The sequence below is a fragment of the Brevibacterium sp. HMSC24B04 genome, assembly GCF_001806835.1.
Lineage (GTDB): Bacteria > Actinomycetota > Actinomycetes > Actinomycetales > Brevibacteriaceae > Brevibacterium > Brevibacterium ravenspurgense.
The window spans coordinates 78,327-100,471 of record NZ_KV786083.1 but is presented as its reverse complement, the minus strand read 5'-3'; the positions used below and the strand labels follow the sequence as shown (position 1 = coordinate 100,471).

Here is a 22,145-nt window from a genome sequence, read left to right as displayed (position 1 = left end):
CTGCTAACGGGAGTTTTTGTTGCTAAAGCGTGGGCGGGAGCAGAAATGAGGACGAGGTGCCGAGTGGCTGACAGGACGAGGTGCCGGCTGGCTGAGGGGCCGAGGCGCCGGCCGTCCGCAGGGCCGAACCCACCCCGCCAAGCCGCCAAACCCACGCCGAAAACCACTACCGCCGCCAACCCGCAATACTGTAAATTTGTCTGAGTGCTGAACTATCGTTTTGAAACATTCCGTCCCGGTGTCGAAACTGACCCTGAAACCGGCAAGGAGAAGGTGGATGCGCGCACTGCCGCTTTCTTTGAGGCCGTGAACGCGGGTTTCCACGACAAGCGCGAAGACGACGAAAAGATGCTGCAGCGCTACGAGCGCAGCCACGCCGACGGTCGTATTTTCACCGGTGTCTACGCCCCTGAAACTCAGAAGCACGCACTCAGCACCGACGTGCCCGTCGCAACCTTCGTCCACTTCGAGGCTCCTATCAACGTCGGTGAGAACCGCCTGCAGAACGCGCACATGATTACGTGGGTGACGGTGCGCCCCACCCATCGCCGCCGCGGTCTGCTGCGCACCATGATGACGAACAACCTCAAGAACGCCGCTGAGGCTGGCTTCCCGTTTGCCGCTCTGACGGCCACAGAGGGTGGAATCTACCGCCGCTACGGTTTCGGCACGGCATCCTGGATGGGTTCGTTCGAAGTCGACACGAACCCCGGTTTCCGCCTGGCTGCGGAAGCCGATTCACGCGTCGAAATGTGCGAAGCCGCCGTCCTCAAAGACCTCGCCCCCACAATCTACGAGCGCTTCATGCGCACAACCCCGGGTGCGGGCGGCCGCCAGCAGCGCTACTGGGATGTCGCCGCGGGCAAGTACGACTTCGAGTCCGGCGGCCCCGACCCGGCCGCCCGTGCCGCCCTGCACTACGACGAAGACGGCGAACCCGACGGCTACGTCACCTATAAGTTCACCGGCTGGGACAAACCAACCCCAACCGTCCAGGTTCTCGACCTCATTGCGGTATCCGATGCCGCCTACTCGTCGCTCTGGTCGTTCCTGGGCTCCATTGACCTGGTCGATCGCGTCAAGTACGACGGCGCCCAGCCCTCACCTCTGCCGTGGCTGCTGGAGAACCCCCGCCGCGTGCAGCAGAAGTCCCACTGGGACCTCCTGTGGCTGCGCATCCTCGACGTCAAGAAGGCCCTTGAGGCCCGCCAGTGGCTGGTGCCGGGAACCCTGACGCTCAAGGTCACGGACTCCCTGGGCTATGCGGAGGGCACGTGGCGCATCGACTCCGATGGTGCCGACGCCACCGTCGAACAGGTCCCGGACGCGCAGCCTGACCTCGAACTCGATGTCGCTGAGCTCGGCTCCATCTACCTGGGCGGTGCCGACCCGTCGCTGCTGACCCGCGCCGGTCGCATCACCGAGCGCACCCCGGGTGCGGCTGTGCGCGCCCGGCTCATGTTCTCGATGGCTCGGGCCCCGTACACCCCGTACGAATTCTGACCCGATAATCACACTCACGAGGTGCCGCTCACCACGGCGCCTCGTGTGCTTTTCGGGGTGGTCGGCTGGGTGGCGGTGCCCTGAGCCAGGGTGGGATGTCAGCCGCTTCACAGTGATCCCTAAACTGTTGTCACGCACACACTTGTAGGGGGAATCGTGACGAAACCTGTTGTCCTTATTGCCGAAAAGCTCTCGGATGCGACCGTGAGCGAACTCGGCCCTGATTTTGAGGTCCGCTACTGCAACGGAGCTGACCGCACCGAACTGCTGAGTGCTCTGCCGGGTGCTTCGGCGGTGCTGATCCGCTCGGCCACTCAGATGGACGAAGAGGCAATTGCCGCAGCCACTGATCTGCGCGTTATTGCGCGTGCTGGTGTGGGCCTTGACAACGTTGACATCCCGGCCGCAACCAAGGCCGGTGTCATGGTGGTCAACGCGCCGACGTCGAACATCACCTCGGCAGCTGAGCTGACTATGGCCCACATTCTGGGTGCCGCCCGCAACTACGGTGAGGGCAACTGTTCACTCAAAGCCGGCGAATGGAAGCGCAGCGCCCTGACCGGTGCTGAACTGTTCGAGAAGACCCTCGGCATTGTGGGTCTGGGCCGCATCGGCGGTCTCGTGGCTGAGCGCGCGCGTGCTTTCGGCATGAAGCTCATCGGCTACGACCCCTACATCACGCAGGCTCGCGCCGGCCAGATGGGCGTTGAGGTTGTCAGCCTCGACGAACTTCTTGAGCGTTCGGACTTCATTACGGTTCACATGCCCAAGACTGAGGAAACCACCGGCATGATCGGTGCGGAGGCCTTCACCAAGACCAAGCCGGGCGTGCGCGTGGTCAACGTGGCTCGCGGTGGCATCATCGACGAAGAAGCTCTGGCGGACGCGATCCGCACCGGCAAGGTTGCTGCTGCAGGGCTCGACGTGTGGACAGAAGAGCCCCCGGTCGACAACCCGCTGCTGGAACTTCCTCAGGTCAACGCAACCCCGCACCTGGGTGCATCAACTGCCGAGGCGCAGGAAAAGGCCGGCATCGCCGTCGCCCGTTCGGTGCGCCGCGCCATGGCGGGCGAGCTTGTGCCGGATGCGGTCAACGTCGCCGGTGGTGCGATCCACGAAGATGTTCGTCCCGGCATCATCCTGGCTGAGCGCCTGGGCCGTACGCTCACGGCTCTCGTCGACGAACCGTTGGCGCACCTGCGGGTGGAAGTCCACGGTGAGATCGGCGAGCTCGATGTTTCGGTCCTCAAGCTTTCAGCGCTGAAGGGCGTTTTCACCGACATCGTGTCGACCCCGGTCACCTACGTCAACGCTCCCGTCCTGGCGGAAGAGCGCGGTGTGACAACCGAGCTCGTCACGTCCACCGACTGCGAGCGCTACCGCAACATCACCTCGATTATCGCGACCACCGCCTCGGGCAAGCAGATGAGTGTTTCCGGTACTGTCACCGGCCCGAAGCTCATGCAGAAGCTCACGGAGATCGGCGGCTACGACATCGAGATCCAGCTGTCAGACAACCTCGTGATCTTCCGCTACGAAGACCGTCCTGGTGTCATCGGCCAGCTGGGTCAGGCACTGGGCCGTTCGAACATCAACATTGCAGGCATGCAGGTGGCGCGCACCGACGCCGGTTCGGAAGCGGTGGCTGTGCTTGACGTCGATTCGCCGGTGAGCGAAGAAATCGCCGAGGCGGTCGCGGGTGCCGTTGACGCTTCTGCTTTTGCAACGGTCAACCTGGGGGAGTGACTCAGCTTTTCCAGAGGCCGTAGGAATCGGCCAGGCTCGCGATTTTCTTAGCGCGGGCCATGCGGGGGAGGTACGAACCGTCGGTGATCCCATCGGCGTGTTCGGCCTCCTCCAGCATTTCGCGGGCCCACGCGCGGTCTTCTTCGGACGGTGCTAGGCCTTCGTTGACGTACGGGACCTGGGCTTCGCTGAGCACCAGTTTGCCGGTCATGCCCATTTTCATGGTCCACGCGCAGTCCGAGCTGACGGCGGACTTGCCCGCACCGGGGGAGGACGGCCCGTCAATAGCGCCGGCCAGACCTCCGACGCGCGATGCGATGACAAGGCGTGAGCGCGCGTAGGCCAGGGCGACCGGGTCGGAGCCGATGCCGGTGTCTTTGCGGAAGTCGTTGACGCCGAAAGCCAGGCGGAAGGTGCCGGCGGCCGATGCGATGCGGGTGGCATTCTCTATGCCGAGGGCCGTTTCGATGAGAGCCAGGATCGGCATGCCCACACCCGCGCGGATTGAGGTCAGGGTGACCTGTTCGGGTTCCTCTGTGTTCGGCAGCATGATGCCGCGCAGCCCGGGCAGTCCTGACAGTGCGTCGAGGTCTTCTTCCCAGTGGTGGGTCCACGTGTTGTTGACGCGCACCCAGCCGACCATGCCGTCTTCCAAAGCGCTGACAACGTTGGCTCGGGCGGTGTCCTTTTGGTCGTCCGGCACTGCGGCTTCGAGGTCGAAGATGATCGAATCGGCATCGCTTGTCTGTCCGGATGCAAACAGTTCGGGCTTGGACGCGTTGACGAAAAGCCATGAGCGTGACAGTCGGGCGGGCAGAGCGAGGGCGCGCTTGTTGCGCAGCTGATCGGACATGCCACCCAGTCTATGAACATGTGGGGCCTAAGGGGAGGCCTCACTCAACATGTCCACAGATCAAGACGGACGGCCGAATGTCGAGACCTGCGCGTACTGTGGATCACATGGATTTGAAGATTGCAGTCATGCCGGGTGACGGCATCGGCAAAGAGATTGTTCCCGTCGGACTCGATGTTTTGAACCGCGCCGTAGAAGTCGCAGGTGAAGACGTCAACATCACGACAAAGCAGTTCGAAGCCTCCGCAGAGCGCTGGCATAAGACCGGTGAAACGCTTACGGATGACGAGCTCGAAGAGCTGCGCGGCTTCGACGCGATCTACTTCGGCGCCTGCGGTGACCCGTCGGTGCCCTCGGGTGTGCTCGAGCGGGGCATCATCATCAAGATGCGCTTCGGCCTGGACCACGCGGTCAACCTCAGGCCCTCGCGGTTCTTTCCCGGCACCTCGTCCCCCTTGGCGAACCCGGGTGATATTGACTTCGTGGTTGTGCGTGAAGGCACGGAGGGCTCCTATACGGGGCAGGGCGGTTCGCTGCGGCTGGGCACACCTCACGAGGTGTCGAACGAGGTGTCGGTCAACACCTGGTTCGGTGTCGAGCGCACGGTTCGGTACGCCTTTGAGCTTGCGCAGAAGCGCTCGAAGAAGCTGACGTGGGTGCACAAGAACAACGTGATGGTGCACGCCGGTCACCTGTGGGGACGCGTGATTGACGTTGTCGCGCCGGAGTTCCCGGATGTCGCGGTGAACTACGAACATGCTGACGCCAGCACCATGTACATGGTCAACGATCCCGGCCGCTACGACGTCATCGTCACAGACAATCTGTTCGGCGACATTCTGTCTGACCTGGCTGCTGCTGTTACCGGTGGTATTGGGCTGGCAGCCTCTGGAAACCTCAACCTTGCGGGTACGGGACCGTCGCTGTTTGAGCCGATCCACGGTTCGGCACCGGACATCGCGGGCAAGGGTATTGCTGACCCGACGGCGGCGATTCTTTCGGCAGCGCTTCTGGCTGAGAACAACGGGCTGGGCAAGGCAGCTGAGGCGATTCGCTCGGCTGTCGAAGCTGATCTTGCCCAGCGCGGGGATGCGCAGCGTTCGACCGAGGAAGTCGGTGCGGCTATCCGCGATCGTCTGAGCTGATTCGCTGCTGAATCCCACGAGGGGCCCGGTCATTGTGGCCGGGCCCCTCTTCTGTGGTGAAAAGGCGGTGCTGAAGCTTGCTGGAGGCAAGCCGTGACATAACTGAGGCCCAGCCGCAAGGGCCGGGCCCCAGTTATTCGTGTGTCAGGAGTGTCAGGCAACTCCGTTGTAGCGGATGGGTTCGCCGACGTTCTGACTGATGAGTTCGTCCTTGGTGGCGTGGCGTGTGTTGGGGGCTTCCTTGCCGGTCTGTCCGCCGCCGTGTTCCAGCAGTTCGAACGATCCGTCTGGGTTCACTGCCTTGACCAGCACGATGTGGTCGGGGCCGGTGATTGCGTCACCGGGCTGGATTTCTTCCCACGCGATGTTGTGGGCAACACCGTTGGGCACAAAGGTGAAGGATGCTTCACCGGGGCCGCCGGAGTTCCATGCGTAGGACACGAATCCGGAGCAGTCTCTGCGGTAGTCGTCAAAGTAGTCCTCGCCCTGCGAGTAGTAGGGGGCTTTGGCCATGCGGTCTTCTGCGCGCTTGATGATTTCGTCACGGGTGATGCCCTGGCCGTCAGCCTGAGCGGGTGCTGCCTGAGCCTGTGCTGCGCCGGGATTTTCTGCTGGGGCCGCCTGAGCGGCTCCTGCTGCGGCAAGGAGGCTGCCTGCGCCGATTGCTGCGGCGAGTGCGCCGTGGGTGAGGGTACGTGTTAGATCTTTCTTGAGCATGTCACTCTCCATAATCTAGACGTCCTGGAAGACCTCCAGGCGTGTTTCACGCTAGGTGCGTTTGATCGGCACGGGAATGGATCGGGTGGCAGATGAGCTGCTTTTTCATCGTCTTTTCAGCCTTGCGGATCTATCTTAAGTGCGCGACGAGTAACACCTGACCGCAGCTTTACCGTTCGACTTTTCAACGACGGTGCCCAGGCCGCGGCTTGGAACGCGGCACACAAACCTGCATACAAAAAGCGGCGGGACCACAGGATTTCTCCCGTGGCCCCGCCGCTTTTGTGTGAGTCAGCGACTCAGCGCGGTGGCTGTTCTACAGCTCAGCGCTTCGAGGGGCGCCTGCGCACTGCGAGCAGTCCCACGCCGCCGGCGATCAGCACAGCTGCTGCAGCGAGCGTAGCTGCAACGCTGACACCGGTGCGCGGCAGAGGCGAGCTGCCAGTGCCACTCGAGTCAGCCGGCTTGTTGCCGTCCCCACCCGAGGTGCCAGGAGCCTGAGCTCCCTCACTCGGCTTATCACCGGGCTTACCGGGTTCGTTCGGCTTGTCACCGGGCTTACCGGGCTCGTTCGGCTTGTCGCTCGGATCCTTGGACGGTTCCTCGGACGGGTCCTGGCTCGGTTCCTCGGTGGGGTCCTGCGAGGGCTCTTCAGAGGGGTCCTGGCTCGGTTCCTCGGAGGGATCGTCCGTTGGCTCCTCAGTCGGAGTTTCGCAGTTGCACTTGGTGCCGACCTTGATGATGTGGTCAACCGGCTTGACGCGAACTTCCTCCGTGCCGTCGGTCTTATGAACACGTTCGCCAGGCTTGCCCTGCTGAACCGTCTCGACCTTGCCTGCTTCAAGTTCGGGGTCTTCTACGACCTTGACCTCGAACGCAATCTCTTCGGTCCACTCGACGCCCTCGGCTGGCTTGGTGCCAACGCGGACGATCTTCTCGACGGGCTCCTTGACGGTCTTCACTTCTGGCTGACCGTCCTTGACGGTTACCTCAATGATGCCGTTTTCGCCTTCCTGATCCACGACCTCCTGGCCGGGCTCAAGGTTCTTGTCGTAGACGATCTTCGTGGTGTATGGCAGCTCAACCTGCTTCGGCTCCACAGACGGTGCCGGATCGTAGGTGCCCACGCGGATAATCCGCTTGGTCGGTTCCTTGGTGCGTTCAGTCGTCACCTCTGGGTCGCCGTCCAGCTTGCCCCCCTTGATCTTCTGGGTCGAGGTCACAACCTCGGTACCAAGCTCACCTTCCTGGTCAACAACCTGCTTACCCTTTTCCAGGGTGTTGTCGAAGACGATTTCAGTCTCGAACGGAACAGGCTTCTCAACCTTGGTCACCACTTCGGTGTCCTTAGCTGCTGGGCCGTACTCGATGATTTCGTCGACCGGGTCCTTGGTCTGCTTCTCTTCAGGGGTGACCGTTGCCTGGTCGCCCTTGGCAGTGAAGTCAGCGGTGTAGGTCTTCTCGCCAGGGACGCCCTTCTGGACGACCTTGATCTCGCCCGGCTTCAGTTCCGGGTTCGGGCGGGTAATAACCTCGAACGGTACCTGGGCAGTCCAAGTGACCGTCGAAGATGCCTCGGACGGCTTGGTGCCGACCTTGATGACCTGGTCAACTGGCTGCTTGGTGATCTCCTCGGTGATCTGAGGGTCGCCAGGCTGCGAGTTGGTGATATCGCGCTTGATCGTCACCGTCTTCTCACCAGGAACACCTTCGGTCACAACCTCGGACGTACCGGCCGCCATGTTCGGATCGAATTCGATCTTCACACCGAACGGAACCTCAGACGTCACCGTCTCAGTGGTGGTGCCGGTGGTCTTGGTGCCCACACGGATGATCTGCTCGGTCGGTTCCTTGGTGCGCTCAGAGGTTACGACTGGGTCGCCCGAAGGCTTACCGTCCACGAGCTTCTGAGTCGAGGTCTCAACCTCGGTACCAAGTTCACCCTTCTGGTCAACGACCTGCTTGCCGGCCTCGAGGGTGTCGTCGAAGACAACCTTGGTGTCGAACGGAATCGGCTTCTCAGTCTTGGTCACGAGCTCGCTCGGAGCAGCGCCCGGGCCGTACTCGACGATCCGCTTGACAGGCTCCTTGGTGGTCTCTTCCTGGACTACTTCAGCCTTATAACCTTCAGCAGTGAACTTAGCGGTGTAGGTCTTCTCGCCGTTCTCACCTTCCTGAACAACCCGGGTTTCACCAGGCTTCAGGTCAGGGTTCTCGCGAACCTCGGTCGGGTACGGGATCGGAACCGTCCACGTGACTTCCTTGGCGCTCTTGGCAGGCTTAGTGCCGACAACGACAACTTCGTTGACGGGAGCCTTGGTCTGCTCCCAGGTACCGTCCTTCTTCTGCTTCTCCTTGCCAGGCTCGCCCTTGGTTTCAACCTTGTACTCGCCGGCAGGGATGGAGTCGTCGTACTTGTACTCGACCTTGAAGGGAACCTCGCGCGTCGGAACGTCAATAACGTTCACAACAGCGTAAGCGGTATCCGTAGAGCCGTCCTCGTAAGTCACGGTAACCGGAATCTTGACCTGGTCACCTGGCTCCGCATCCCCGGGTGCGGTTGCGGTGACCTGGCCGTTGTCGTCAATGCTGACGTCCCAACCGGCAGGAACATCACCCAGCTTGTATGGGTTTTCCTTCGCGACGTTGACGTTGTCCGGCTTCTTCAGAGCAACTGGCAGCGTTGCGGTTTCGCCCGGGTACACGGTCTGTACCGGGTAGGACGGCTCAGACTCCCAGCTGTTGGTCAGCTTCACCACGGTGGTGACTGGCACCAGCGGGGTAGAGCCGTCCGGAGTGGTCACAGTGACGTTGATCGTCTTCTTGTCGCCTGGCTTGGAATCTGCTGGCGGGGTGGAAGATACGACACCGGTGTTCGGGTCAATCGTGTACTTCCAGCCGTCAACTTCCTGCTCAGTGATCGGGGCACCGTTCTCATCGTTACCGAAGGAGAACTTGGAACCCTTAGGTGCGTCCTGTACCTGGTGGTTCACGGTCTGGTTCGGGCCAGTCGACTCCACGGAGTAGGTAGGGGCGTGATCGCTCTTGAGAACGACGACGGAGCCCTTGACTTCCTGCGGCTTGTCAGCGTTGTCGTAGTAGGCGAGGACCGGGACGTTCAGGATGTAACCTTCAGGCGCGGTCCGCGGAATGGTCGTGGTGATTTCACCAGTGTTCTCGTCGATCTTGACGGTCCACGTGCCGCTGTCATCCGTGACGGTCATCTCGGTCGAGCCGTCCTTGAAGGTGTAGCGCTTCGGAGCCTCGTCGGTCGTGTTGCCGCTCAGACCGCGCTCGGGGATCTTGGGCGTCAAGCTGACGTTGGTACCCGGCTTGTTCGTCACCGTGTCGTAGTCGGGGATCTTGATATCGACGATCGCCTGGAACTGGGCCTCGATCTCGTCCGTGGTCTGGTCCGGGTAGGTCGCCTTGATCTTCGGGGTGATGATCGTGCCCGGTGCCACGGTGTCGTCCGCCTTCGCGGTGACCTTGCCGGTCTCATCGACCGTCACAGTCCAGCCAGCAGGAACGGTGGATGGGTCGACCTCGAACTTGGCAGGGTGGACCGGCTTGTAGCCCTTCATGATGGACTTGGTGCCCACCTGTGCGGTGAGATCGTCACCGATGGTGCCCTTCGTCAGGCTCGGGCGCACCAGGTCGGTGACCTGGGTGTTGTTCGGGTCGACAACCACGAGGAGTTCCAGCACGTCCGTGGAGCCGTTCGAGTACTCGACCGTCACCACAGGGCGCGCAAAGGTGCCCGGGCGTGGGTTCTCCGGAGCGGTGACGGTGACGTTGTAGTCCTCGTCCATCTCGACGGTCCAGCCCTCGTAGACGTACTTCTCGTTCAGGGTGGCCTTAGCTTCGAAACCGCCGTCGCCCTTCTTCTTCGCCAGTTCCTTGATCAGGTCAGGGATCTGGGTGAAGGTGACCTTCTGAGGCTCGGTAGCAATCGGACCCGTAGCACTATCGACGCCGGAGATGATCGACGCGTCCGTCTTGTCGTACTTCGGGGCGTGGTACTCAGTGTCATCCAGCGAGAACGCCTTGGAGTCGATGACGTTCGCCTTGCTGTAGCGATCCAGCGAGTTGGAGCTGTCGAACGCACTGCCTTCGCCGAAGTTGTTGTGCTCAGCAGCGGCCTGGAGTTCGTCAACGGTACGCGGCTTCGCCAGAACGGAGAAGTTGACGTTCTTATCGGTAGCCAGGTCAGTACCGCGGTACTCCGGCCAGCTAAAGAAGATTTCACCGGTCTTTTCGTCGATACGCAGGTTCTGCGTACCACCGGAGGCTTCCGGGTCCGTGGTGCCGATGAACTTACCGTTGCCGTCATAGGCTTCCACGATCATGCGGGACATGGAATCGTCCTTGCCACCGCCATCACCCTCCACGGGAGGAACGTTGATCGTACCGACCTTGGTTTCGTCACCGGGCACGATCACGTGCTTCTCCCAGTTCTCCCACGACACCGTGATCGGGTTACATTCGATGTTTTCGCTCGGCCACGGGTTTACAGTAGCGCTGAATTCCGCGCTGGGACCTCGCGTGGCATAGAGGTTGCCAGTATGGCCCTTCGTGTAATTGCCCTGCCAGGCATAGCGCACGGGATTGTCGGCAGTGGCCGAAGCGAACTGCTTGACCTCCGCGTCGGTCACCTCTGCGTTGAGATTTAGGTTACGTTGTGTGCGAGAAGCAGTAATGTCAATGCTTTCGTCAGCCTTGTGCGTGACGCTTTTATCATCAACGAAGGTCTGGCCGGCCTCCATGGAAGGCACCTTGCCGGGATCCAAGAGTGAGCCAAAGTTCCCCGCATTGGTGAAGGACCAATCGGCGAATGAGCGGTCCTTCGAGTTATCAAAGGAGACGCTCAGACCCCACAAGGTCTTGTCGGGGCTGGTCGCGCTCGGCTCCAGGGTGTTCCAGCTGAAACCCGCCTGGCTGCCGCTCGGAGAACTCTCCATAACAACACACGACCCGGCCGGCAGGTCGGACGCCTGCTGGGCGTCCTTCTCCACCGCGCCGGACTTGTCGCGGATGCCGCCGGAGAGTTCTGCGGCGGACGCCGGTGAGGCCGTCGTGAGGCTGGGTACGGCAGACATGCCCGCTGTTAATGCGAGGGCCGACAGTGCGGCGATTGGGGCGTGCAAAAAGCGCCTCCGCAGTGTCGAAGCTTTCGAGGAATCCATCCCTCAGTCCTTCCAGGTTTTCATATGGCTTATGCGGCAGCCGCAGGGCAGGTTGGCACACAAGACTATTTCCCGCCGCTAGCGTCGCAGGAGCGGTGTCGGCAGGTTGGTAAAAGTTTTATATTAAGGATACCGCACTCCTTTTTTTCTTTTTTTCTTTCGGCACTGCGTGGATTTCGCATATCCGCGGCGGCCTAGACGCGAACAGCAGGGCGTAGGGGAACGCACCGGCGAGCGTTTTGACAATGAGAATAGGATCACATACAGACCCCAAACGAACTCTTGAGGAAACGAGTGACCATGACTGAATTCCAGCTGCGCAAGCGCCAAGACCCCACCGCGCCGGCTCTTCGTCAGGCCGTTCTGGACAAGCCCGGATTCGGCGAATACTTCACGGACCACATGTCGCACGTCCGCTACACGCAAGACCAGGGGTGGCACGCGCACGAAGTCATTCCCTACGGCCCGCTGACCCTGGACCCCGCTGCCGCGGTCCTGCACTACGCACAAGAAGTTTTCGAAGGCCTCAAGGCATACCGCCACGCCGACGGCTCCATCTGGACCTTCCGTCCTGAGCGCAACGCCGCGCGCATCAACCGTTCCGCCGAACGCCTGGCCCTGCCACAGCTGGACGAAGCCGACTTCCTCGAATCCATCCGCGCACTTGTGAGCCTCGACCGCGACTGGGTGCCCACCCCGGCGAATCCAGCTGACGAGGTTTCGCTCTACCTGCGCCCCTTCATGATCGCCTCGGAATCCTTCCTCGGCGTGCGCGCCAGCCACGAAGTCGACTACTACGTCATCGCCTCACCCGCCGGCGCCTACTTCAGCGGCGGCATCAAGCCGGTCAGCATCTGGCTGACCGAAAAGGTCAAGCGCTCCGGACAAGGCGGCACCGGCTTCGCCAAGTGCGGCGGCAACTACGCAGCCTCACTCGCAGCATCCGCCGAAGCTGCCGCCAACGACTGCCAGCAGGTCATGTTCACAGACGCCGCAACCTCGACTCACCTTGAAGAGCTCGGCGGCATGAACCTCATGCTCGTCACGAAGGACGGAGAACTGCTCACCCCGCCGGTCTCCGAAGCCATCCTCGACGGTGTCACTCGCCGCTCGCTGCTCGAACTGGCCCCGCAGATCGGCCTGACCCCGGTTGAACGACCCATCGAGGTTGCCGAATGGCGCGACCGCGCAGCAGCCGGCGAAATCGTCGAAGCCTTTGCCTGCGGCACCGCTGCGGTCATCACGCCGATCGGCAAGCTGAAGTCCAACGACTTCACCATCGACATGGGCGAGGAACCCGGTGAGGCCACCATGCAGCTGCGCAGCACCCTGCTGGACATCCAGTACGGCCGCACAGAAGGCCCCGAAGGCTGGATGGTCAAGCTCGCCGACAGCTGACCAAGGCTCAAAACACAACAATCTTCGGGCCGTCTCCGTGACAGCGGAGGCGGCCCGAAAACGTGAACGGACACAAACGTGACGAATCAGCAGCCCACCCCCGCCCACGTCATCGACTCCCTGCCGTGGAAATGGAACACCCAGGGGGCCGTGTTCATCATCGGCGGCCTGGGCTTCATGTTCGACGCCTGGGATGTAGCACTCGGCGGTCTGCTCATCCCGCTGCTGGCCGCCGAATGGGACGTCCCATTGGGCACAGCAGCATTCGCAGCGACAGCCAACCTCATCGGCATGGCAGTCGGCGCGGTCCTGTGGGGCGGTGTCGCTGACCGCCTGGGCCGCCGCACCGCGTTTTCCATCACCCTGCTGATCTTCTCGATCTTCACCGCTGCCGGAGCCTTCAGCCCCAACATTGAAACCTTCTTTGTTCTGCGGTTCATCGCCGGTATTGGGTTGGGCGGAGCAATCCCCGTCGACTACGCACTCGTCACGGAGTTCACACCCGCCAGGCATCGTGGAAGAGTCCTTACGGCCATGGACGGCTGGTGGCCCATCGGCGCCACCGGAGCGGCTGTCACAAGCGCCTGGATCCTGTCGTTCGGCAGCTGGCGCACCATGATGCTTCTCATGGCAGCACCCGTCATCCTGCTGTTCTTCGTGCGCCTGTTCGTGCCCGAATCACCTCTCCACCTGGCGGCCTCCGGCAAACACGCACAGGCTGATGCGGTCCTGCGCAGACTCATCAAGCGCACCGGAGCACAGATAGACACCTGGCAGCATCCGGAACCCAATCCACACGAAGCCGCCGCGCGGCGCACACTGCGCAGCCGCATCAGTTCGGCCTTCGGCCAGCTGAGCCTGCTGTGGAAACACTCAGCCACACTCACAGCATCAACGTGGGCAGTGTTCGTCGGCATCCTCCTGCTGTACTACGCGGCACTGACCTGGCTGCCGAAAGTCCTGCGCGAACAGGGCCAGACCGACCAGGCCGCGTTCCTCGTCACCGGCGCGATGACCGGCGCCGGGCTGCTGGGTGTCATCACAGCCGCACTCGTGATCGACTATGTGGGCCGCCGACTGCTGCTGACACTGTCAGGTCTGAGCTCCGCAGCGCTGCTCACACTTTTCGCAATAGAGCTGACATCCCACCCAGGCGAGCTGACAACAGCAGCCAAGCTGATCATCGTGAGCTTCGGCTTCACCATCCAAACCGCAGTGCCGGCCCTCTACACCTACGGGTCCGAGGCGTATCCCACCCACCTGCGTGCCTCCGGCTTCGGGTGGGCCTCGAGCGTGTCCAGGATCGCCACCGGCGTCGCGCCCTTGGTCTACGGGGCGTGGCTGCTGCCGAGCATCGGGTTGACCGGCACCTTCGCAGCAACCGGCGCCCTGACCGTCATCGGGCTGGTTCTCATGCTGGTGTGGGGGCGGGAAGACCGCGGGCTCGTCCGCACTGACTGAGCAGGCACCGGCTAGGCCAGCGTCGACTGAACAAGCACCGACTGGCCCCAGACAGAGCCCACCCGCAAGGACTAGTGTGGAACCATGCGCCTCACACCGGACAACCCACACGACGACTGGCTCTGGCTTGAAGACATCCACGGCGAAAAAGCGCTCGACTGGGTGGAAAAGCAGAACGAACTCACACAAGCCGAATTCACAGACGCACACACGCGGGCACTCGCCGAACAGCTGCGCGAAGCGCTTGATGACGATGACCGCATTCCCTTTGTGAGCAAAGCCGGCGACTGGCTGTACAACTTCTGGCAGGACGCTGACCACCCCCGCGGTCTGTGGCGGCGTACCACGTGGGAGTCTTATCAGGCAGGCCGGGACGACGCCTCGGCAACCGAATGGGACATCCTGCTGGACATCGATGCGCTCGCAGCAGAAGAGGGCATCGAATGGGTTTTCCGCGGCTCGCGCCTGCGCCGCAGCGACTATGACCGCGCACTCATTGCCCTGAGTCCCGACGGCGGCGACGCTGTTGCCCACCGCGAATTCGATCTGCCCAGCAAGTCCTTTGTTGTGGACGGCTTCATCATCCCGGCAGCAAAGGGCTCCGCAAGCTGGGTTGACGACGACACACTGGCGCTCACCACGGACTTCGGTGAAGGCTCCATGACCGAATCGTCCTATCCGGCCACCGCCCGCATCCTCAAGCGCGGCGAAAATCTGAGCGAGGCCCAGCAGATCGGCGAAGTCGACCGCAGTCACATCCTCGCCGGCGTTGGTGTTGACCACACACCCGGCTGGGAGCGCATGGTGTTCGTCGACGCGATTGACTTCTACCGTTCCCGCCTGTGGGTGCGCCCGCTCGATGCCGGCAGCGACTACACCACCGGATGGCAGCTGATCGACGTGCCCGATGACGTTGTCGTCGACATCGACCGAGACCTCCTTCTGCTGCGCCCCCGCACCGACTGGGCGGGCACCACCGCAGACGGCACCGAATTCCACGTGCCAGCCGGAGCGCTCGCCGCAGCCAAACTTGACGACTTCCTGGTCGGAGCTGCCCCGCGGGTGATCTTCGAACCGAGCGCGTCAACCTCCCTTCAGGGGTGGGCTGTCACACAGGACTACCTGGTGCTATCACTCATGGAGCACGTGCAGTCCACGCTGCGCGTGCTCCGTCTGGACGACTTCAGCGAGGTCCCCGCACCTGCAGCGCCGGCCAACCACGTCATCGGCATCGGCGCGGTCGACGCTGACGACCCGGCCATCGGCAACGACGTGTGGCTGACCATCAGCGGCTTCACAACACCCACAACACTGGCACGAGGTGAACTCGGCTCAACTGCCGAACCTCAGGTTGTGCGCACCTCACCGGCACGGTTCAACGCTGAGAACCTCGAAGTCACCCAGCACTTCGCAACATCCGACGACGGCACCCGCATCCCGTACTTCCAAGTGGCTCCGCGCGACCTCGTGCTCGACGGGCAGAACCCCGTCTTCCTCGACGGCTACGGCGGGTTCGAGGTCTCCCGCACTCCCGCTTACGCCGTTATCAGCGGCATCGCGTGGCTCAACCAGACAACCGACGGCACCGGCGGGCTTCCGGCTGGCCGCAGCGGTGTGTACGTTCTTGCCAACATCCGCGGCGGCGGCGAATACGGGCCGGCCTGGCACGAAGCCGCTCGGCGCGAAAACAAACAGCGCTCCTACGAAGACTTCGCAGCAGTCGCCCGCGACCTCAGCGAAAGGGGAGTGGGCAGTGCTGACACAATCGGCGCCTCGGGAGGTTCCAACGGGGGCCTGCTGGTGGGCAACATGCTCACCCAGTACGCGGAGCTCTTCGGCGCGATCAGCTGCGGAGTGCCGCTTTTGGACATGCTGCGCTACACCGAACTGTCCGCCGGGGCTTCCTGGGCAGCTGAATACGGTGACCCCGCAACTGACGACTGGGACTTCATCCAGCACTTCAGCCCCTACCACCTGCTGGATGCGGCACCGCGGGACGAATACCCGCCGGTGCTGTTCTGGACAGCCACCTCGGACGACCGCGTCGGGCCAGTGCAGGCTCGCAAAATGGCCGCAAAAATGCAGGCCAAAGAAATTCCCGACGTGTGGTTCTTCGAAGACACGCAGGGCGGACACTCGGCAGCATCAGACAACAAACAGATCGCAGCTGTTCGCGCACTGACCTACCGTTTCATGTGGCGGGCACTGACAGGAGAGGACCGCAATGACTGAGGCAGATTCGACAACAAAGGCACGCACATTCCAGGCGCAGCGCAAAGTTCCCGGCGGCAAACTCGTCATCGTCGACGGTACGGTTGACGACGGCCTGGCCCGCGATGTTGTCATCTCAGGTGACTTCTTTCTCGAACCCGAAGAAGCCTTCGCCGCCCTGGGGCCAGCGCTAGAAGGCGTCGGCCTGCGCGACTCCAAAGCCGACATCGCCGCCCGACTCGACGCAGCCTTCGACACCGTGTACCGCGAATTGGTTGAAGCCGGCGAAGACCCCCTGCGACCCGACCTGCAGGGAGTGACCACCTACGACATCGCGTGGGCACTCAAACGCGGCATGGCCGGAGCCACCGAGTTCTACGACCACGAATGGGAAGTCATCCACGACAAGGTCCGCCCCACCCGCGAAAACGTGGCACTTGACGAGGTTCTGCTGCGCGAAGTCGCCGCCGGCCGCCGCGGACCAACCGTGCGCTTCTGGGAATGGGAAGACAAAGCCGCCGTCATCGGATCGTTCCAGTCGTACCAAAACGAAATCGACGCCACGGGCGCCAAACGTCACGGGGTCGAGGTGGTGCGCAGGATATCCGGCGGCGGCGCCATGTTCATGGAAGGCGGGAACTGTGTCACGTTCTCGCTGTACGCACCCCTGTCGCTGGTCGCAGGGCTCGACTACGAAGAGTCGTATAGGTTCCTCGACCAGTGGGTTCTCAAGGCACTGTCCACCATGGGCGTCAACGCGTTCTACGAACCCATCAACGACATCACGTCCGACAAGGGCAAAATCGGCGGAGCCGCCCAGAAGCGCCTGGCCGCCGGCGGGGGAGTCATCCTCCACCACGACACCATGAGCTACGACATCGACGCAGACAAAATGCTCGAAGTGCTGCGCGTGGGGAAAGCCAAAATCTCCGACAAGGGCATCCGCTCTGCCAAGAAGCGGGTCGACCCGCTGCGCAGCCAGACCGGTATGCCGCGCGAAGAGGTCATTGACACGATGGTCGACACGTTCCGAAAGACCACCGGTGCGGAACTGGGCGAAGTCACCCCTGACGAGGTGGAGCGCGCCCGCACTTTGGTCGCCGAGAAATTCGGGACTGAAGAATGGACTCACAGGGTTCCGTAACCTTGCCGTCACATTGGGGTGACTCACGCTTTACACGCGTGGGCCATGGTGCAGGCATGTCTGCACACACCCTCGACTGCGATCTTCACAACCCCAGCGCTCGCCAGCGCGGCGCGGGTGCCATGTACCCGCCAGAACTTCTGACCGATGCCGCATGGACCAACCCGTTCGCCTTCGCCGCTGTCGTCGATGACGCTGGCGTGCTCCTGGAGAGCGCCGAGGACTACCGCATTGCAGGCCGGTCCGACCGCAGCATTGGTGCCCGCGCCTTCAGCAAACTGCCTGTACGCGCCCGTTTGATTGAACGCCAGAAGCGCGCATTTGCAGACTTCGCAGCAGCTGAAGCCGGCCAGCCGGCACGCGTGGCCAGCAGCCAGGTGGTGCGCGGGCAGCTCGAAGTGATCCTCGACTGCGGCGGCACGCTCATGCGCGTGTGCTCCGTTGCAGCCGACGGTCAGCGTCCCGTGCAGGGAGCTCCGGCGATGGTGTGGGTCATCAACCCCAAACTGACGCTCGTCAACATCCAGTCGCACTGAACTGCTCAGCTGGGCAGAGGCACACTCGGCAGTGCGCCGCGAGAGCTGTGCGCAGCGAGTGCACTTACCTCCTGTTGTCGCAGATAGTGGCCTCGCCTAGGATCTGAACAGACAATCGACGTCAGACAGCAGACGCAGACAGAGGAGTGCCCGTGCGCCAGGTCGAACCCCGCGTAGAGCTCATTGCGCGCCCGAACATCGACTGGGAAGCCATGACCGGCTACCTCGAAGAGGTCGGCGGAACCGCATGGTCGGACCGCGTCCACACGCAGGAATCACCTGACGGCGAAGACCTGCTCGAGTTCGCCGGCCGCATGTGCTATCGATCCTGGGAGCCGGGCCTCAACCCGAACGTTTCGCGTGTACGCACCGATTCCGCACAGTACCTGGGCAACGTCATCGGATCCCAGCACGGCTCGGTTCTCGAGCACGCCAACTACACGTTCATCTTCCACAACGTGTCGCGCGTCTTCACTCACGAACTCATCCGCCACCGTGCCGGTGCTGCATACTCGCAGGAATCCCTGCGGTACGTGCGCCTGGAAGACATTCCCTTCTGGTTCCCCGACTGGGCACGCGAAGACGCTGAACTCATGGAGCGCAGCCTCGCACTGCTCGACCAGCTGGAAGAGCACCAGCGGTGGATGGCCGAACACTTTGAACTCGACGAAGAAGGCCAGAACTTCACCCACAAGAAGCACATGACCAGCTTCATGCGCCGCTTCGCTCCCGAAGGTCTGGCCACCGGGATCGTGTTCACCGCCAATCTGCGCACACTGCGCCACGTCATCGAAATGCGCACCGCGAAGGGCGCGGAAGAAGAAATCCGCTTGATCTTCGACAAGGTCGGACAGATCATGCGCGAAGAAGCACCCGCGATTTTCGCTGACTACACCGTCGAAGACGGCGAATGGATTCCCGGCACACGCAAAGCCTGAGTCAGTAAAAAGCCTGAGCAAGGAGGCTCCCATGGCGATTCTCTACAACGTTGAACTGTCACCCGGCAAGATCGAACTGGTCGAAGAGTGGTTGCCGAAGCAGCCGTGGGCGAACGTTGAGCCCGGCACCAAGCTGAGCCGTGTGTCTTCCTTCCGTTTTGACGACCCCGCGGGCGAAGTGGGGGTCGAGTTCCACCTGGTCAAAGTCGCCGATGATGACGGGGCCACCGAAGGCGCCGGCACCATTTATCAGGTGCCGGTGACCTACCGCGGTGCGCCGCTGGCAGGGGCAGAAGACGACCTCATCACCGAAATGGACCACCCCGTGCTTGGCCACCGCTGGGTCTATGACGGTGCAGCCGACCCAGTATGTGTTCTCGAAACCTTGCGTGCGATCGTCACCGGCGGGCGCTCTGTCGACGAGTTCTTCCAGACCGACAGCGGTCTTGAGCAGAACACGGACGTGGCAGAGGCGTGGGGCACCTCGGAACCCAACCTGACAATCGCCGACCTCCCAGAAGGCGAGGAAGCGGACCGGGTGCAGGTCAAGATCGACACCGTCGGCGATCTCACGTTGGCAGTTTTCGGCGAGGTGAAGCTCGGCTTCCTCCGGGTTCTGTCGCCTGTCGCAGTCGATGCTCTCGGGGCTCCCACGGGGCAGCTGCAAGTCAAAGTCGGCGCAGATGAATACGTCTCTGCGCGCCTGCTGAAGTAAGCTGTTCGCCCTGCCGTTAGAATCACGACACCGGCAGGAAAGGATTTCAGCGTGATCGACTGCAAAGTGTTCGCAAACAAAGGCGCAGCCAGTGTGTGGGCAGCCAGCCAGATCTGCGACATGATTCGCGACAACCCGACGGCCAATCTGGGAGTTGCAACAGGATCGAGCCCCGCTGATGTCTACGCCGAAATCGCCCGGCGGGTTCAGGCAGACAGCATTGACGTCACTCGTCTGCGTGCTTTCGCGCTTGACGAATACCTGGGCCTGGACACCACGCACCCGCAGAGCTACCACTACTTCATCGACGAACACGTCACCAAGCAGATTGGGCTCGCTCCCCAGAACGTGCGAGTGCCGTTTGCAGAGGGCCACTCGACGGGCGACGTCATTGACGACTACGACGCCGAAATCGCTGACGCCGGCGGCATTGACCTGCAGATTCTCGGCATCGGGTCCAACGGGCACATCGCCTTCAACGAGCCAGGAACACCTTTTGACTCCGTGACCCACGTCGAGCCTCTCACCCAGTCGACGCGAGCAGACAACAGGCGCTTCTTCGACTACACCGCCGAAGTTCCCATCCTGTCTGTCACCCAGGGCATTGGAACCATCATGAATGCCCGCCGGATCATCCTTCTGGCGTTTGGTGAAAACAAAGCCGAAGCGGTTCGCGACTCGGTTCGCGGTCCTGTCACCGAGGACGTTCCCGCATCGGTTCTGCAGAACCACCCGAACGTCGTGTTCGCCCTTGACGAGGCCGCCGCAAGCCTTCTGTGAGGGAAGCCGAGAGCGACCGCGCTGGGTCCGTGCGGCGTTCCATGCACGGTCGTCGCTGGTGTCGAAAGCGTGCCTCAGAGTGTCCTCATTCTGTGAGTGAAACCAGTGAGTAATTTCACGCAAGCCGCTGCGAATGTGGCTTCTAAGTGAGAACCCGGCTAGGCTGAAACAAATACGCAAGCATCGATAAGGAGAAACAATGCTCGCAATCATTCTTTGGATCCTCGCAGCGATCCTCGTCGTATCTGGCGTGTTCTCGCTCTTTCGCGGCCAGATGCTGTGGGGCATTGTGCTGATCGTTGTCGGCCTGCTGGTCGGCCCCGGTGGTGTCAGCATTTTCAATTGACTTACGGCGGTCGGTATAGCCGAGGGCTAGCCGAGACCGCGAAAGGCGCACAGTTTCAAGCTGTGCGCCTTTTCTATTGCCTGCGCAATTCTGCTGGTCTGGGAGAAAAACGAGGCGGAGGACCGGTTTTCGTCACCTGGCGAGCGGGGGCTGACGGGGAGGGGAGAGACCTACGCTTCTTCCCACTCCTGGATTTCCAAGCCGTCGACGTAGCCCTCGGGGCGTTCTTCGAGCAGGTCGAAGCGTGCAGTGATCTTGTGGGGCAGACGACCGTGCGGGTCGACGATCGTGATGTCGTGTCCTTCGGCGGCGAGCCTGCGCAGCGCTTCGGCCATGAGCTCCCCGCCGACCGTGGGGATGGCGGACACAAAGCTGACATCGAACACAATGTCGCTGTCGTCCTGTTCGATCTGCTCCAAGTGACGAAGCACCATTTCTGTGGTCGAGAAGTCCAAGACGCCCTGAATCTCAATCAGGGTATCGCCTTCAACCGTGGTGGAGCGCTGCGAAACAGCTTCGACCGTCGAAGCCGGCGTGGCCATGATGTGCAGGTCCAGCTGCTCGCTCATCTGCTGGAACGCCTTCACCCCGCGCACCGAATGTCCGTAGGAGTCGAGCCTGGGCGAAAAAGCGCTGATGCCCACCTGGCCGGGAAGCGCACCGACAAGCCCACCGCCCACACCGGACTTCGCAGGAATGCCGATGCCGGTCAGCCAGTCACCGGCAGCGTCGTACATACCGCACGTCGTCATGACCGACAGCACCTGACGCGACACCCATTCGGGAATGACGCGCTCCTCCGTCACAGGGTTGATGCCGCCGGAAGCCAGTGTCATCGCCATGACGGACAGGTCATTCACCGTGACCTTCGCAGCGCATTGGCGGATGTAGCCGGCAAAAACCTGGTGGGGGTCGATATCGAAAATGCCGTTTGCCCGCACCAGGGACGCCAGAGCCAGATTTCGCCATCCCGTACTGACTTCGGATTCATAGACAGCTTCGTCGATGTCAAGTTCGCGTCCGGCGAATTCGCACAGTCCTGAATAGATGCCGTCCCAGCCGACGGTTTCGCGCAGCACCCCGTGGGTGGCAATTGCGCCGATGTTGATCATGGGGTTGTCCGGCCTGCCCGTGCCCTCCTGCAGGGACGCTTCGTTGTAGGGGTCACCGGACGGTTCAACGCCAACAGCCGCCATGACCGCGTCGTAGCCGCACTCGCGAAGCGCCAACGCGTAGGCGAAGGGCTTTGAGATCGACTGGATGGAGAACAGCTCATCACTGTCACCGGCGGAGTACACGGTGCCGTCGGGAGTGCACAGCGAAATGGCGAAGCGGTGCGGGTCAACCGAGGCGAGTTCCGGAATATAGTCCGCCAGGTTCCCCGAGTCTTCGTTCTTACAGCTTGCGTAGATGCGTTCGAGGAAGGAATTGACAGGACTTTTCATAGTGGTCTCAGTTCAGCTGGT

The 22,145-nt window shown here is 62.1% G+C and carries 16 protein-coding genes; 12 read left to right on the top strand and 4 right to left on the bottom strand.

From position 1 onward, the window contains the following. The first annotated feature begins 204 nt into the window (after positions 1-204). Positions 205-1,503 (top strand): GNAT family N-acetyltransferase, encoded by a 1,299-nt coding sequence (locus HMPREF3092_RS04175; protein ID WP_070423937.1) that lies wholly within the window; start codon positions 205-207, stop codon positions 1,501-1,503. 156 nt (positions 1,504-1,659) lie between these two features. Further along, positions 1,660-3,249, top strand: a complete 1,590-nt coding sequence (gene serA, locus HMPREF3092_RS04170; RefSeq protein WP_141737949.1) for a phosphoglycerate dehydrogenase — start codon at positions 1,660-1,662, stop codon at positions 3,247-3,249. A 1-nt stretch (position 3,250) separates the two neighbouring features. On the opposite strand, the gene HMPREF3092_RS04165 is transcribed toward serA, so the two are convergent. Next, on the bottom strand, positions 3,251-4,102 hold the full coding sequence (locus tag HMPREF3092_RS04165) for an HpcH/HpaI aldolase/citrate lyase family protein (RefSeq protein WP_070423935.1): 852 nt from the start codon (positions 4,100-4,102) through the stop codon (positions 3,251-3,253). A 107-nt stretch (positions 4,103-4,209) separates the two neighbouring features. Here HMPREF3092_RS04165 and HMPREF3092_RS04160 point away from each other — a divergent pair, with 107 nt between their 5' ends. Further along, positions 4,210-5,247, top strand: a complete 1,038-nt coding sequence (locus HMPREF3092_RS04160; protein ID WP_070423934.1) for a 3-isopropylmalate dehydrogenase — start codon at positions 4,210-4,212, stop codon at positions 5,245-5,247. A 153-nt stretch (positions 5,248-5,400) separates the two neighbouring features. Here HMPREF3092_RS04160 and HMPREF3092_RS04155 read toward each other — a convergent pair whose 3' ends face one another. Continuing rightward, a complete protein-coding gene (locus HMPREF3092_RS04155) occupies positions 5,401-5,964 on the bottom strand; it encodes a hypothetical protein (RefSeq protein ID WP_070423933.1) in 564 nt (187 codons plus the stop codon). A gap of 323 nt (positions 5,965-6,287) precedes the next feature. Beyond that, positions 6,288-11,063 carry a G5 domain-containing protein gene (locus HMPREF3092_RS04150; protein WP_218079002.1) on the bottom strand — a complete coding sequence of 1,592 codons (4,776 nt, stop codon included), beginning with the start codon at positions 11,061-11,063 and terminating at the stop codon, positions 6,288-6,290. Between the two features lie 387 nt (positions 11,064-11,450). Here HMPREF3092_RS04150 and HMPREF3092_RS04145 point away from each other — a divergent pair, with 387 nt between their 5' ends. From HMPREF3092_RS04145 to HMPREF3092_RS11300, 9 genes are all read left to right on the top strand, one after another. Next, entirely contained in the window at positions 11,451-12,548 is a 1,098-nt protein-coding gene (locus HMPREF3092_RS04145; RefSeq protein ID WP_026022730.1) for a branched-chain amino acid aminotransferase, read from the top strand. Positions 12,549-12,626: 78 nt separating this feature from the next. Beyond that, the gene (locus HMPREF3092_RS04140; protein ID WP_070423931.1) at positions 12,627-14,009 is read left to right on the top strand and encodes an MFS transporter; all 1,383 of its coding nucleotides are present in this window, start codon (positions 12,627-12,629) and stop codon (positions 14,007-14,009) included. An 84-nt stretch (positions 14,010-14,093) separates the two neighbouring features. Beyond that, on the top strand, positions 14,094-16,241 hold the full coding sequence (locus HMPREF3092_RS04135; RefSeq protein ID WP_070423930.1) for a prolyl oligopeptidase family serine peptidase: 2,148 nt from the start codon (positions 14,094-14,096) through the stop codon (positions 16,239-16,241). Beyond that, the gene (locus HMPREF3092_RS04130) at positions 16,234-17,364 is read left to right on the top strand and encodes a lipoate--protein ligase family protein (protein WP_070423929.1); all 1,131 of its coding nucleotides are present in this window, start codon (positions 16,234-16,236) and stop codon (positions 17,362-17,364) included. The genes HMPREF3092_RS04135 and HMPREF3092_RS04130 overlap by 8 nt, the downstream gene beginning before the upstream one ends. A gap of 56 nt (positions 17,365-17,420) precedes the next feature. Then, entirely contained in the window at positions 17,421-17,900 is a 480-nt protein-coding gene (locus HMPREF3092_RS04125; protein ID WP_070423928.1) for a hypothetical protein, read from the top strand. Between the two features lie 152 nt (positions 17,901-18,052). Further along, positions 18,053-18,838 carry an FAD-dependent thymidylate synthase gene (gene thyX / locus HMPREF3092_RS04120; protein ID WP_070423927.1) on the top strand — a complete coding sequence of 262 codons (786 nt, stop codon included), beginning with the start codon at positions 18,053-18,055 and terminating at the stop codon, positions 18,836-18,838. Positions 18,839-18,869: 31 nt separating this feature from the next. Next, positions 18,870-19,553: a maltokinase N-terminal cap-like domain-containing protein gene (locus HMPREF3092_RS04115; protein WP_070423926.1), complete on the top strand. Its 684-nt coding sequence runs from the start codon at positions 18,870-18,872 to the stop codon at positions 19,551-19,553. A gap of 51 nt (positions 19,554-19,604) precedes the next feature. After that, positions 19,605-20,333, top strand: a complete 729-nt coding sequence (locus HMPREF3092_RS04110) for a glucosamine-6-phosphate deaminase (protein ID WP_019174780.1) — start codon at positions 19,605-19,607, stop codon at positions 20,331-20,333. Between the two features lie 199 nt (positions 20,334-20,532). Then, positions 20,533-20,679, top strand: a complete 147-nt coding sequence (locus HMPREF3092_RS11300) for a GPGG-motif small membrane protein (protein WP_176745689.1) — start codon at positions 20,533-20,535, stop codon at positions 20,677-20,679. A gap of 170 nt (positions 20,680-20,849) precedes the next feature. Here HMPREF3092_RS11300 and glsA read toward each other — a convergent pair whose 3' ends face one another. Next, positions 20,850-22,124, bottom strand: coding sequence for a glutaminase A (glsA, locus tag HMPREF3092_RS04105; RefSeq protein WP_070423925.1), 1,275 nt, complete (start codon positions 22,122-22,124; stop codon positions 20,850-20,852). Positions 22,125-22,145: the final 21 nt, after the last annotated feature.

Bases quoted from the DNA above. Each gene is read 5' to 3' on its own strand.
- HMPREF3092_RS04145 (WP_026022730.1), top strand. From the start codon at position 11,451: ATGACTGAATTCCAGCTGCGCAAGCGCCAAGACCCCACCGCGCCGGCT.
- HMPREF3092_RS04125 (WP_070423928.1), top strand. From the start codon at position 17,421: ATGTCTGCACACACCCTCGACTGCGATCTTCACAACCCCAGCGCTCGC.
- HMPREF3092_RS04150 (WP_218079002.1), bottom strand. From the start codon at position 11,063: ATGTCTGCCGTACCCAGCCTCACGACGGCCTCACCGGCGTCCGCCGCA.
- HMPREF3092_RS04155 (WP_070423933.1), bottom strand. From the start codon at position 5,964: ATGCTCAAGAAAGATCTAACACGTACCCTCACCCACGGCGCACTCGCC.
- HMPREF3092_RS04135 (WP_070423930.1), top strand. From the start codon at position 14,094: ATGCGCCTCACACCGGACAACCCACACGACGACTGGCTCTGGCTTGAA.
- HMPREF3092_RS04130 (WP_070423929.1), top strand. From the start codon at position 16,234: ATGACTGAGGCAGATTCGACAACAAAGGCACGCACATTCCAGGCGCAG.
- glsA (WP_070423925.1), bottom strand. From the start codon at position 22,124: ATGAAAAGTCCTGTCAATTCCTTCCTCGAACGCATCTACGCAAGCTGT.
- HMPREF3092_RS11300 (WP_176745689.1), top strand. From the start codon at position 20,533: ATGCTCGCAATCATTCTTTGGATCCTCGCAGCGATCCTCGTCGTATCT.
- HMPREF3092_RS04160 (WP_070423934.1), top strand. From the start codon at position 4,210: ATGGATTTGAAGATTGCAGTCATGCCGGGTGACGGCATCGGCAAAGAG.
- HMPREF3092_RS04115 (WP_070423926.1), top strand. From the start codon at position 18,870: ATGGCGATTCTCTACAACGTTGAACTGTCACCCGGCAAGATCGAACTG.
- HMPREF3092_RS04165 (WP_070423935.1), bottom strand. From the start codon at position 4,102: ATGTCCGATCAGCTGCGCAACAAGCGCGCCCTCGCTCTGCCCGCCCGA.